Annotated in this window: 11 protein-coding genes; 4 read left to right on the top strand and 7 right to left on the bottom strand. The window is 64.5% G+C overall.

The annotated features are described in order from the left end of the window. Positions 1-47 precede the first annotated feature (47 nt). Positions 48-1,853 (bottom strand): ABC transporter family substrate-binding protein, encoded by a 1,806-nt coding sequence (locus GUY23_RS07970; protein WP_166971268.1) that lies wholly within the window; start codon positions 1,851-1,853, stop codon positions 48-50. A gap of 309 nt (positions 1,854-2,162) precedes the next feature. Between GUY23_RS07970 and GUY23_RS07965 the strand changes: the two genes are divergently transcribed. Continuing rightward, on the top strand, positions 2,163-2,702 hold the full coding sequence (locus GUY23_RS07965; RefSeq protein WP_228282796.1) for a hypothetical protein: 540 nt from the start codon (positions 2,163-2,165) through the stop codon (positions 2,700-2,702). Here the strand turns inward: GUY23_RS07965 and GUY23_RS07960 are convergent, their stop codons facing one another. From GUY23_RS07960 to GUY23_RS07945, 4 genes are all read right to left on the bottom strand, one after another. Beyond that, positions 2,703-3,356, bottom strand: a complete 654-nt coding sequence (locus tag GUY23_RS07960) for an MBL fold metallo-hydrolase (RefSeq protein WP_166971266.1) — start codon at positions 3,354-3,356, stop codon at positions 2,703-2,705. A 52-nt stretch (positions 3,357-3,408) separates the two neighbouring features. After that, a complete protein-coding gene (locus GUY23_RS07955; RefSeq protein WP_166971264.1) occupies positions 3,409-4,479 on the bottom strand; it encodes an NADH:flavin oxidoreductase/NADH oxidase in 1,071 nt (356 codons plus the stop codon). A gap of 28 nt (positions 4,480-4,507) precedes the next feature. Next, a complete protein-coding gene (locus tag GUY23_RS07950; protein WP_166971262.1) occupies positions 4,508-5,326 on the bottom strand; it encodes an alpha/beta fold hydrolase in 819 nt (272 codons plus the stop codon). A gap of 64 nt (positions 5,327-5,390) precedes the next feature. Continuing rightward, positions 5,391-6,032 (bottom strand): thymidine kinase, encoded by a 642-nt coding sequence (locus GUY23_RS07945; RefSeq protein ID WP_166971260.1) that lies wholly within the window; start codon positions 6,030-6,032, stop codon positions 5,391-5,393. Positions 6,033-6,204: 172 nt separating this feature from the next. On the opposite strand from GUY23_RS07945, the gene GUY23_RS07940 reads away from it, so the two are divergent. The 3 genes from GUY23_RS07940 (at position 6,205) to GUY23_RS07930 (ending at position 9,673) form a co-directional block, all read left to right on the top strand. Further along, the gene (locus GUY23_RS07940; RefSeq protein ID WP_166971258.1) at positions 6,205-8,433 is read left to right on the top strand and encodes an NADP-dependent isocitrate dehydrogenase; all 2,229 of its coding nucleotides are present in this window, start codon (positions 6,205-6,207) and stop codon (positions 8,431-8,433) included. A gap of 121 nt (positions 8,434-8,554) precedes the next feature. Beyond that, a complete protein-coding gene (locus tag GUY23_RS07935; RefSeq protein WP_166971256.1) occupies positions 8,555-9,025 on the top strand; it encodes a LapA family protein in 471 nt (156 codons plus the stop codon). Between the two features lie 3 nt (positions 9,026-9,028). Beyond that, positions 9,029-9,673 (top strand): 4'-phosphopantetheinyl transferase family protein, encoded by a 645-nt coding sequence (locus GUY23_RS07930; protein WP_166971254.1) that lies wholly within the window; start codon positions 9,029-9,031, stop codon positions 9,671-9,673. Positions 9,674-9,901: 228 nt separating this feature from the next. Here the strand turns inward: GUY23_RS07930 and GUY23_RS07925 are convergent, their stop codons facing one another. Beyond that, a complete protein-coding gene (locus GUY23_RS07925) occupies positions 9,902-10,321 on the bottom strand; it encodes a hypothetical protein (protein ID WP_166971252.1) in 420 nt (139 codons plus the stop codon). Beyond that, positions 10,318-11,742, bottom strand: a complete 1,425-nt coding sequence (gene pdxR / locus GUY23_RS07920) for a MocR-like pyridoxine biosynthesis transcription factor PdxR (protein WP_166971250.1) — start codon at positions 11,740-11,742, stop codon at positions 10,318-10,320. The genes GUY23_RS07925 and pdxR overlap by 4 nt, the downstream gene beginning before the upstream one ends. Between the last annotated feature and the right edge of the window lie 157 nt (positions 11,743-11,899).

The following is an 11,899-nucleotide window of genomic DNA, read 5'->3' as shown; positions in this document are numbered from 1 at the left end:
CCCACAGAAGGCTTGGGTGGAGAAGAACCGATCGCGTCAGTCGCGGATCAGTTGACTTCCCACTCCCAGTAGTTCCAGAACATCGTCGGCGAGACAGACGTCGACTTCACGTTCTTGACACTGTCGCGATAGATCGTCAGTTCGGGGAACTGGAAGATCGGGGCGCCGAAGGCGTCCTCGCTCAGCTGCTTCTCCAAGTCGATGAGCAGATCCTGTTGCTGGTCCTCCTCGGACACGAGGAGCTTGTCAAGGATCTTGTTCGTCTTCTCGTTCGAGTAGCCGCCGTAGTTGTTCTGAGCCCCGGTGCGGAAGTTCGCATCGTTCTCCGTCACTCCCGTACCCTCGGACTGCCAGCCGAACAACGAGACATCGTAGGTGCCGTCGCCGAGGCGGGTGCCCCAGTTGACGTCTCCGACGTCCTTGATCTTGAAACCGGCCTTCTCGGCCGATTCCTTGATCAGTTGGAATTCCTGCTGGCGACGCGAGTTCGTGTTGTCGTACATGACTCGGACCGTCGGAGCGTCGGCACCGGCCTCCTTGAGAAGCTTCTTCGCTTCGTCGATGTCGACCGTGGTCGCGTCGACCACACCGTTCTCCTTCGTGATCGCGTCATACATCGGTGAACCGGGCACCTGCGAGTAGGAGTCACGGGTGACGGCCTTGTCGTTGAGAGGCTTGATGATCTTGTCGACGATGTCTTCGCGTGGAAGAGTCTTGAGGAACGCCTGGCGGACCTTCTTCGCTTTCTCCTCGTCACCGCCGTTCGCCTCGGGGTCGAAGGGGCCCTTGTTGTCGAACGTGAAGTCGACGTGCTCATAGGTGGCACCGTCGGCGGCATCGACGTTGACTCCGTCGAGCTTCTCGGCGGCCGAGAGCACATCGGCGGTGGCCTGCGGCTGGGTCATATCGACCTCACCGTTCTCGATCGCCTGGATCATCGCCATCGGATCGCCGTTGTAGCGGATCGTGACGGTCTTGACCTTCGGTTTGACGGGGCCGGTGTACTTGTCGTCGAGTTCGAGGGTGACGTACTGACCCTCTTCGAACTTCGTCATCTTGTACGGACCGTTGTGGACGAGCAGGTCTTCGTCGTCCGGCATCGAGGTGAAGTCGAACCCGGTGTTCCAGGTGTTCGAGATCTTTGAGAGCTTCGCGGTGTCCTTATCCTTGATGGCTTTGAGGATCGCTTCCTTGCCCTTCTCCGGATCGTCGACTCCGAGGGCCTTCTTCGCGACGATGTGAGCGGGAACGCCGACGCCGTCGGCACCGGTACCGAATTCGGTCTGCCAGTCAGCATACGGCTTCGAGTATTCGAGCGTGATCTCTTTGCCGTCGTCGGAGATCTCCGGGAACTTCTTCACCAGAGCCGAGCCGGCGGTCGAGGAGTCGAAGTAGACGGTCTTCGCGTCGTTCTTCTTCACCGATCCGTCATCGTTGTTGTTCGCTTCGACGGTGTTGAAGTTCGCTGAGGTGCCTGCCCAAGTCAGGGCGAGATCCGCTGCATCGACCGGGGTGCCGTCGGACCACTTCGCATCATCGTTGAAGGTGTACTTGACCTTGAGAGGATCCTCCGAGACCTGTTCGACCTTGCCGAGGGCTCCGTCCTGGACCTCGAGGTCACCGTCGTAGTACCCGAAGTTGTCATTCATCATGTAAGTGAGAATGGCGTTCGAGGTCGCATTGCCGTTCGCGGTCAGAGTGTTCATCGAACGGAAGGATTCGTTCCATCCGATGTTGACGGCGGTGTCCTTCGATGAGTCACTGTCGTCGCCTCCGCCAGGGGGTGTGCAGGCGGTGAGCACCATAGCGGCTGCGGCAACCGAGGCGCCGGCCGCGAGGAAGCGCTTGTTCACGTTCTCTCCTTGTTGTCTTAGGGCGAGTCACCCTCGAATGTGCACCCCGGACCGGGGTGCATTCCGATCACTGCGTCCCGAACGGAATGATCCGACCCGGATGTGATCGCGTTCATGCTTTTCACATGGATTGCCTCAAAGTTAATTCACCCGCGACTGTGACCGAGTCCACATAATGAGCGAAAATCCGAATCGTTACCGTTTCGAGACCAAGGAAACATCCAAGAAATCTCAAGTCTCAATGGATAGGATGGACAGGTGGTTAACAGTGAGATGGATCGCAATTCAGCGGGTTTTCAGCCGACGTCCGTGAGGACGACGAGTTCGACCGTGCTGTTCGTCATCGTCGGCGGACTCTGTGCTCTCGGAGTCGTCTCGATCGCGATCGGCGACTTCACGCTGCGCGGGCTCGCCATCGCCGGGATCCCCATCGCTGTCGGCGTCCTCGTCTACGTGCTCTACCGGTACCCGCGGGTCGAGCTCCACCATCGCCAGCTCGTCCTCGTCAATCCGCTCCAGACCGTGACCGTGCCGTGGAACCTCGTCGACGGCTTCGACACGCACTTCGGCCTCGGAGTACGCACGCATGAGAAGACCTTCTCCTCGTGGCCGCTGGCCGGCAAGGGGAAGAGATGGGAGAAGGACGAGCACGATATGCGCCGGCTCGTCGACGATCCGAATCCGGCTGTGGACACCGTCCTCGACCGCTACGCCGGGCTGAGCGACGACGACTTGGCCAACCCCGGCGGGAAGCGGACGATCCAGCGGGAGTGGAACCTCGGCATCATCGTCGCAGGCCTGCTCGCTCTCGTCTGGGCAGTGCTCGGCATCGCGGCTCTGCCGAGCTGATCACCAGCCGCGTTCGCGCCACTCCCCCAGCTTCGGGCGTTCCTCACCCACGGTCGTCGAGGCACCGTGGCCCGGCAGCACCAGCGTGTCATCGGGCAGCTCTGTGAAGACCCGCTCCTCGAGATCGTCCATGAGCGAAGTGAAGTCCTCCCGCGACCAGGTCTTGCCCGGCCCGCCGGGGAACAGGGAATCCCCGGAGAACAGAATCGACTTCCCTCCGTCGCGCAGCAGCAGCGCGACCGAGCCCGGGGTGTGCCCGCGCAGCCCGATCGCCTGCAGGACGAACCCGCCGAAGTCTCCGACGTCGAGGTGGTCGACCGAATGTGCGATCTCCACGCCTTCGGCCTCGGTGATGGCGGCCGCATCGTCGGCTCCTGCGATCGTCATCGCCTCCGGATACTTCGCCGCGGCGGCCGGCAGAGCGCGGATGTGATCCCAGTGCTGGTGGGTGGTGATGATCGCTCGCAGCTCCGGCTGCGCTTCGGTGTCCGCGGCTCCGGCGGTGACGAGGTCGGTGATCGCATCGATGTCGTCAGCGGCGTCGATGAGCACCTGGGAACCGGTCTCCTTCGCCGTGATCAGGTAGACGTTGTTCTCCATCTCGGAGACCGCTGCCCAGCGGATGACGACGTGTTCGGTCTCGATCGTGTTCATTTCCGTACTCCTCTTCTCACTGTGATCCGACGTTTCGCTGTGGACTGACGCTTCACCAGGCTCCGCGCGTGTATTGGGGCGGATAGGGACCGGGTTCGACACCGAGGATGTGGGCGGCCTTCTGCGGCCACGAGGGTTCGCGCAGCGCGGCGCGGGCCATGAAGATCGCGTCGGCCTGGCCGGTGCTGAGAATCGTCTCGGCCTGCTGCGGGTCGGTGATGAGTCCGACGGCGCCGGTCGGCACGCCCTCGGCACGAACTGCAGCGGCCAGGGACACCTGATATCCGGGGCCGATGGGGATCCGCACGGGATAGTTCCCGCCGGAGGAGACGTCGATGAGGTCGACGCCTGCCTCGGACAGGCCGCGGGAGACCTCAGCCGCCTCGGCGACGTCGAAGCCGCCCTCGTGCCATTCGCTGGCCGAGATGCGCACGAAGACGGGAACCTCCTCGCCGACCTCGGCGCGGATGGCCGCGTACACCTCGTTGAGCATGCGGGAGCGTCCAGCGAGGTCACCGCCGTAGTCGTCGGTGCGCTGATTCGACAGCGGTGAGAGGAAGGAGTGCAGCAGATAGCCGTGGGCGGCGTGGATCTCGACGAGATCGAACCCGGCGTCGATCGCACGGCGTGCGGCGGCGGCGAAGGCGGCGACCACCTCGGCGATGTCCTCACTCGTCATCTCCGTCGGTTCGGCCAGCTGCGGGTAGGCGATCGGGCTGGCGCCGAGCGTCGGCCATCCGCCGTCGGATTCGGCGACGCTGCCCTTGGGCTCGCCGGCGAAGGGACGGTAGGTGCTCGCCTTGCGGCCGGCGTGGGCGAGCTGGACGCCGATGACGCTGCCCTGGGAATGGACGAAGTCGACGACGGCCGACCAGGATTCGGCCTGTTCGTCGTTCCAGATCCCCGCGTCCTGTGGAGAGATGCGCCCCTCGGGGACGACGGCGGACGCCTCGGTGAGGATGAGTCCGAACCCGCCCTGTGCTCTGGCCCCGAGGTGGACGAGATGCCACGGACCGGGCATGCCGTCCTCGGCCTCGCAGGAGTATTGGCACATCGGGGCCAGCCAGATGCGGTTGGGGATCTCGATGCCCCGCAGAGTGAGCGGTTCGAACAGCTGAGTCATGGCTCAAGTCTGCCAGTTCGCGGCCAGGTCAGACAGTGTCCGTCACATTCCGGACCGCGTCGTCCTCGCCGAGTCCGCTGCAGAACTCAGCCACATGGTCGACGACGATGTCGGGGTGTTCGACCATCGGCAGATGCGCGGAGTCGGGAACCGTGACGAAGCGTGCACCGTCGACTCGGTCGGCCATCGCCGACATCGCTTCCGGGGTGCAGCCGGGATCCTGGGCTCCGGCGAGGAACAGGGTCGGCGTCGTGATCGCCTGCAGCGATCCGCTCACGTCGTAGGTCTTGAGCGCAGAGGCGGCCGCGATGTAGGCCGCATCGTCGAGCAGTGCCAGGTCGGTGAGCACGAGGTGACCCGTCGCGATGTCTTCGGAGAGGAATCCTGCGGCGAACCAGCGGTCGGCGGTGTCGTCGACGAGTCCGCGGGTGCCGTCGGTGCGCACCTGTTCGATGCGCTCGTCCCAGGACTCCGGTGTGCCGAACTTCTCGGCCGTCGCGCAGGCGATGAGCCCGGTCAGGGAGTCGGGATGGTTGAGGGCGAGTGTGAGGCCGATGCCGCCGGAGATCGAGACTCCGCAGTAGGCGAAGGTCTCCACTCCGATCCCTGAGAGGGACTCGACGAGACCGGAAGCGAGCTCATCGAGCGTCAGCGGTGCGGCCGCCTCGGCGAGTGTATCTTCTGCCGGGAGCGTGTGCCCGGGCAGGTCGGAGAGGTAGATCTGGAAGTCGTCGGTCAGCCGTGCGGCCACGGAGGACCACAAGGACATCCTCGTGCCCAGCGCATTGCCGAAGACGAGGACGGGAGAACCGGGATTGTCGTTGAAGGCACGGATGGCGATGCGCATATCAGGCTCCTCGGCAGGGTCGGTCGACCGGCGGGACATCGGGTCGAACAGGATGAAGGGATCGTCAGGAGTCTTCCGTGATCAGCCTACCGCCGGAGAAGTCGAGATAACAGCGGGGACACAGCGACTCATAGGTCACCGCGTTGCCGTCGATCGCGACCTGATCGCCGTCGAAGATGAACTCCCCGTCGACGAGGCGACCGTTGAACATCGCCTTCCGACCGCACCGGCAGATCGTCTTGAGCTCTTCGAGGGTGTGGGCGATCTCGAGCAGGCGGGCCGAACCGGGGAATGCTCGCGTCTGAAAATCTGTGCGGATTCCGTAGCACATCACCGGCACCGAGGCATAGGTGGCGATGCGCATGAGCGAATCCACCTGAGTCGGGGTGAGGAACTGCGCTTCGTCGATGAGCAGGCACGCGACCGGGGTCTTCGGGGCGTCGATGGACTCGAGCAGAGCGTCGTGATCGACGTAGTCGGCGTGTTCGGCGTAGATCGTCTCCACATCGCCGTCCTCAGGGATGAGGAAGTCGACTCCCCGGGTGACGCCGAGCCGGGAGACGATCTCCGAGGCTCCCTTCGTGTCGATGACCGGCTTGGCCAGCAGGACCCGCTGTCCGCGTTCTTCGTAGTTGAAGGCGGCCTGGAGCAGAGCGGTCGACTTGCCGGAGTTCATCGCCCCGTAGCGGAAGTAGAGTTTGGCCACTGTCGTCCTCTTTCTGTTGTCCGTGCCGACACAGAAGACTACCGGGTGAGGCGACGGCTGGGCGGTGAGGGCAGGTGTGAGCACAGTCATCGGCCCGTACCGACTACCAAAATCGTCCGGAAGGTAAGATGTCTGTGACAAACCCCAAGACGATGCGGAGTAGTCCATCACTATGGCTAAAATCATTTACACGCGCACGGATGAAGCACCGCTTCTGGCGACATACTCGCTCAAACCGATCATCGAAGCCTTCGCCACCTCGGCCGGTGTCGATGTCGAGACGCGGGACATCTCTCTCGCCGCGCGCGTGCTGGCGCAGTTCAGTGACCGTCTCCCCGAGGATCAGCAGGTCGGCGACGCCCTGGCTGAACTGGGTGCTCTCGCCCAGACTCCGGACGCGAACATCATCAAGCTGCCCAACATCTCGGCTTCCGTGCCGCAGCTCAAGGCCACCATCGCCGAGCTGCAGGGCCAGGGCTACGATCTGCCCGACTACCCGGAAGAGCCTGCGACGGATGAGGAGAAGGATGTCCGCGCCCGCTACGACAAGGTCAAGGGTTCGGCCGTCAACCCTGTTCTGCGCGAGGGCAACTCCGACCGTCGCGCTCCGGAGGCTGTGAAGAACTTCGCCAAGGCCCACCCGCATTCGATGGGCGAATGGTCAGCGGACTCGAAGACTGAGGTCGCGACCATGGGTTCGGATGACTTCCGCGACAACGAGCAGTCGGTCATCATCGACGGCGACGATACGCTGTCCATCCGCCTGCGCACCGCCGCCGGCGAGACCGTCGTGCTCAAGGAATCGCTGCCGGTCCTCGACGGCGAGATCATCGACTCGACGAAGATGAACGTCGCCGCCCTCGACGAATTCGTCAAGGAGCAGATCACCCGCGCCAAGGAGACCGGAGTCCTCTTCTCCGTCCACCTCAAAGCGACGATGATGAAGGTCTCCGACCCGATCCTCTTCGGCAAGGTCATCGAAGCCTTCTTCCCCGCCGTCTTCGCCGAGTACGGCGAGGTCCTCGCCGAGGCGGGACTGACCTCCGACAACGGACTGGCCGCCATCCTCGGCGGGCTCGACGCCCTGCCTGCCGACGCCGCCGCCGGCATCAAGGCCGGAATCGAGAAGGGCCTGGCCGAGGGACCCGACCTGGCCATGGTCAACTCCGACAAGGGCATCACGAATCTCCACGTGCCCTCCGACGTCATCGTCGACGCCTCCATGCCCGCGATGATCCGCGTCGGCGGAAAGATGTGGAACAAGGACGACGCAACCCAGGACACCCTGGCCGTCATCCCCGACTCCTCGTACGCCGGGGTCTACCAGACCGTCATCGAGGACTGCAAGGCCAACGGCGCTTTCGACCCGACGACCATGGGCACCGTGCCCAATGTCGGTCTCATGGCGCAGAAGGCCGAGGAGTACGGCAGCCATGACAAGACCTTCGAGATCCCCGAGGCCGGTGTCGTCGAGGTCGTCGACTCCTCCGGTGATGTGCTCATGAACCACGAGGTCGCCGCCGGTGACATCTGGCGCGCCTGCCAGACCAAGGACATCCCGGTCCGCGACTGGGTCAAGCTCGCCGTGACCCGTGCCCGCCTGTCCGACACCCCTGCCGTGTTCTGGCTCGACGAGACCCGCGCGCATGACAACAACGTCCGTGCGAAGGTCGAGGAGTACCTCAAGGACCACGACACCGAGGGCCTCGACATCCGGATCATGAACCCCGTCGATGCGACCCAGTTCTCGATCGACCGGATCCGCGAGGGCAAGGACACCATCTCGGTGACCGGCAACGTGCTCCGCGACTACAACACCGACCTGTTCCCGATCCTCGAACTGGGCACCTCGGCGAAGATGCTCTCCGTCGTCCCGCTCATCGCCGGCGGCGGGCTGTTCGAGACCGGCGCCGGCGGCTCGGCTCCCAAGCACGTCCAGCAGCTCGTCGAGGAGAACCACCTGCGCTGGGACTCCCTCGGTGAGTTCCTCGCCCTGGCCGAATCCTTCCGCCACGAGTTCAACGTCCACGGAAACGAGCGAGCCGGAGTGCTGGCCGACACCCTCGACGCCGCTACGGGCAGGTTCCTCGAAGAGAACAAGTCGCCGTCGCGCAAGGTCGGGGAGATCGACAACCGCGGCAGCCACTTCTACCTCACCCTCTACTGGGCGGAGGAGCTGGCGAAGCAGACCGCCGACGAGGCACTCGCTGAGGCCATCGCACCCGTGGCGAAGGCTCTGACCGAGAATGAGGAGAAGATCGCGAACGAACTCCTCGAGGTGCAGGGAAGCCCCGTCGACCTCGGTGGGTACTACTACCCGAACGATGAGAAGGTCAACACGGCGATGCGTCCGTCGGCCACGCTCAACGACATCATCTCCTCCCTGAGCAAGACGGTCTGATCCTCTGATCGACACCGCCTCTCTCCTGATCGGCATCATGTGAGAAGCGTTGGGCAACGGTTTCCGAACACTTGTCTCACACCCCGACTCATGCGCCCCATCAGCAGTTATGATGGGGCGCATGAGTACTCAAGACCCCCGCGGCGAATCGCAGACGCCCGAAGAGCTCCTGGCCGAGACCGACTCCGTGCTCGGGGAAGAGACTTCCACCGAGGCCGACCTCGGTGCCGGTGACACTCGTGAGATCTCCCCGCACGAGCAGTCGCAGGCGCCTGCCGGTCACACCGACGAACAGTCACAGCCCCAGACCGGCGAGCTGCCGTCGACGCAGGCCGGACCCGGAATGTCGGCAGGCATGTGGGTCTCCCTCATCCTCGGCGCGATCATCGTCGTCCTGCTCCTCATCTTCATCCTGCAGAACAACGTGCCTGCGGAGTTCGAATACTTCGGCTGGCAGTTCGAACTGCCGCTGGGCGTGGCCATGCTCTTCGCCGCGATCGGCGGCATCCTCATCGCCGGAATCATCGGTTCGGTGCGGATCTTCGTCCTCAACCGCAAACTGAAGAAGATCCACAAGGCGCTGGGCCGCTGATCGATGCCGTTCCACTCCAGCTTCACCGAGCTGCCGACCGATCTTCCCACTGCCCTCGTCCTCGCGGACACCGCGGCATCTGCCGCTTGGACTCGTGAGGACGATTCCGTGCTCACCGAGCAGGAGCGCAACTACGCGAAGGAATTCGATGCCGAGGCGGCCGCCACCTGGACTGCCGGTCGTGTCGTCCTGCGCCACGTCCTCGGCGCCCATCTCGAGCGGGATCCGGCCGGAATCGAGATCCGCCTCGATTCGGCGGGCAAACCCCGTGTCGACGACTGCGAGTTCTCCGTCACCCGGGCCCGCCGCCTCGTGCTCGTGGCTGTGTCCGAGGATCCGGTGGGAATCGACCTCGAGGCAGTCCCCGAACACGCTGTGGCCGCCGAGGCGATGCAGCTGCTCCACGTCAAGGAGCGCGCCGAACTTGAGGCGCTGCCGGAAGACGAGCTCGCTGCCAGCTTCGTCCGGGTATGGGCGCGCACCGAGGCGTTCCTCAAGGCGCTGAGCACCGGCCTGGCGAGAGATCCGGGCATGGACTACATCGGCACCGGCGCACAGCCGGACTCACCGCACCCGGACGTCGACATCCACGACCTCGGCGAGGGGATCCCTGCGGGCTACAGCGCCGCGATCGCCTTCAACCGCTGACCCGCCGCCCACCCCGCCGGCGCTGCTGCCACGGCATCTGCAGCGGCGTCGTTCAAGCGTCCCAGCGGCGTTCGAACCTGCCAGCGGCGCCATACGCTCGATCAAGGCGGAGCGCTGTTGTCGATCGGCGCACGGTTCCACAGACGCGCTGCGCCTTGAACGAGCGTGCTATCGCGCCCGCTGTGGTGCCAGAGCGTGCGGCGTTCAAGAGTCCCAGCGTCGCGTTTCTCAGCGCTGGGTGCCGCCCTCGTGCTCTCCGGCATCCGTGCCGTTCTCGTCGTCGCCGAAGTCCGGGCCGTTCGCTCCGGTGGTGAAGACCACCGCGAGGAACAGCGAAGCCAATCCCGTGTAGCCGAACCAGACATAGCCGGCGGCTGCGTTTCCGGCGAAAGCGAAGACGATGCCGACAACCGTCGCGATGATCCACAGGCTGTCGAAGATCGCCAGGTGTCTGACGTAGCGCTTCTCCCCCTTGCGCACTCCGAACGAGATCTCCGTGGCAGCGCTGAGGAAGAGCAGTACGGCAGCGACGATGACGAGCCACCTCGGCGAGAGGAAGAACTCCTCGAGTGCGGGCATGAACACCACGATTGCCACGGCGACAAGCAGTTTGAACACGCCGTCGGCAACGAAACCGAACCTCTTCATGACTCGATCCTACTCAACAGGGACTGCACGACTGTCAGTGCGTTCCGCAGCACCTCGGCCTCGACATTCGAGTGGGCGATGACGAGTCCGTGGCGGGCCTCATCCCCGCCGGTCCAACCACGGGCCAACGAAGCGACGAGGATCCCGCGATCAGCCAATCGACGCAACAGCCACGCGGCCTCGTCACGGCTCGTCTCGATCACGAGGGTGCGCCCCTCGTGGACGAGACCGGGGATCTCTCCGACCTCGGCGACGACCTGCTCAGCGGCTCTGAGGCGGCGCCGTCCGCGAGAGATCCGTCGGCGCAGTCCCCCTGATCCCAGGTACGACCCGATGGCTGTCTGCAGGATCGGTGAATACGCCGGGCCCAGCGCCGTGCGCATCTCCACGAGGCGGTCGGCGATCTCGCCGTGACTGACGAGGTATCCCGTCGACACCGACGAGGTGAGCAGGGTCGAGAACGTGCCGATATGGACGACCTGCGCCGGGCTTCCTGCCGACGAGGCGAGGTCGTAGAGTGTCGGCAGCACTGTGCGGGTGAAGCGCGCTTCGCTGTCGTAATCGTCCTCGATGAGGATGATGTCGTGCTCCGCTGCCCAGTCCAGGAGGCGTACACGCTGATCGACAGGCATCGGGGTGCCGTGCGGGAACTGGTGGTTCGGGGTCACGACGGCGGCACCCACCCCGACCGGTGCCGGGGCTTCTTCGGCGACGTCGAGCGGCACGAGTTCCTGGTCGGCCATCGCCTGCCGCAGGCCAGGGAATCCGGGATTTTCCACAGCGATCGACCCGTTCACGCCGATGCCCAGCAGCAGGCGCAGACCATCCCGGGAACCGCTGGTGAGGATGATCTCGTCGGGATCGACGGTCATCCCCCGAGCCAGCCGTAGATAGTCGGCGATGGCCCACCGGGCACCCGGCTGGCCCACTGGGTCGATCGGTCCGGGATCGAGGTCGAGCGATTCCCGCCACGCCCTCCGGAAGGCGGGTTCACGCAGCGGATCGTCACCACCGAAACCCGGGCGGAGGTCGATGTAGCTGCGCAGGCGCCGCCTCGGCGAAGTGGGAACACGGGGTCTGGGCTGCGGTGACCGTGCTGCGGCGGGCAGGTCCGGGTTGACCCGGGTCGCAGAGCGTTCCGCTCCGAGGAGGAATCCTTCGACCCCGAGCTGAGCATAGGCGGTCTCGACACTGCCGCGAGAGACGCCGAGGTGGCCGGCAAGGCGACGACTCGACGGAACCGCATCACCAGGGCGCAACGTCCCATCGGCGATGAGGGCTCGCAGTCCCTGAGCGATCTGATCGGGCAGAGGAGTAGCCACGCGCTTGTCCACGCTCAACGGCAGGGCGATGCCTTCGGCCCGGCCCTTGTCCTTGCTGCCGGCACCGATCACCTGCACTCGTTCGCTCCGCGCTCCCATGGCACGATGATAGTTCTGCCGAGGCAGACTGGCCTAAAATACTGAAACTCTGCTGGCCCTCTTTATAAGCCACATCTCGTTCTAGCCTGGAAGCGAACGGCCGTTCACCCCTGTCATCATCCGATCCATCGACCCGACATCCGACCGCATCGACTCG

The sequence above is a fragment of the Brevibacterium atlanticum genome, from assembly GCF_011617245.1.
In the GTDB taxonomy this organism is placed as follows: domain Bacteria; phylum Actinomycetota; class Actinomycetes; order Actinomycetales; family Brevibacteriaceae; genus Brevibacterium; species Brevibacterium atlanticum.
Note: the sequence above shows the minus strand (reverse complement) of the source record. Positions and strands in the feature narration are given on the sequence as shown.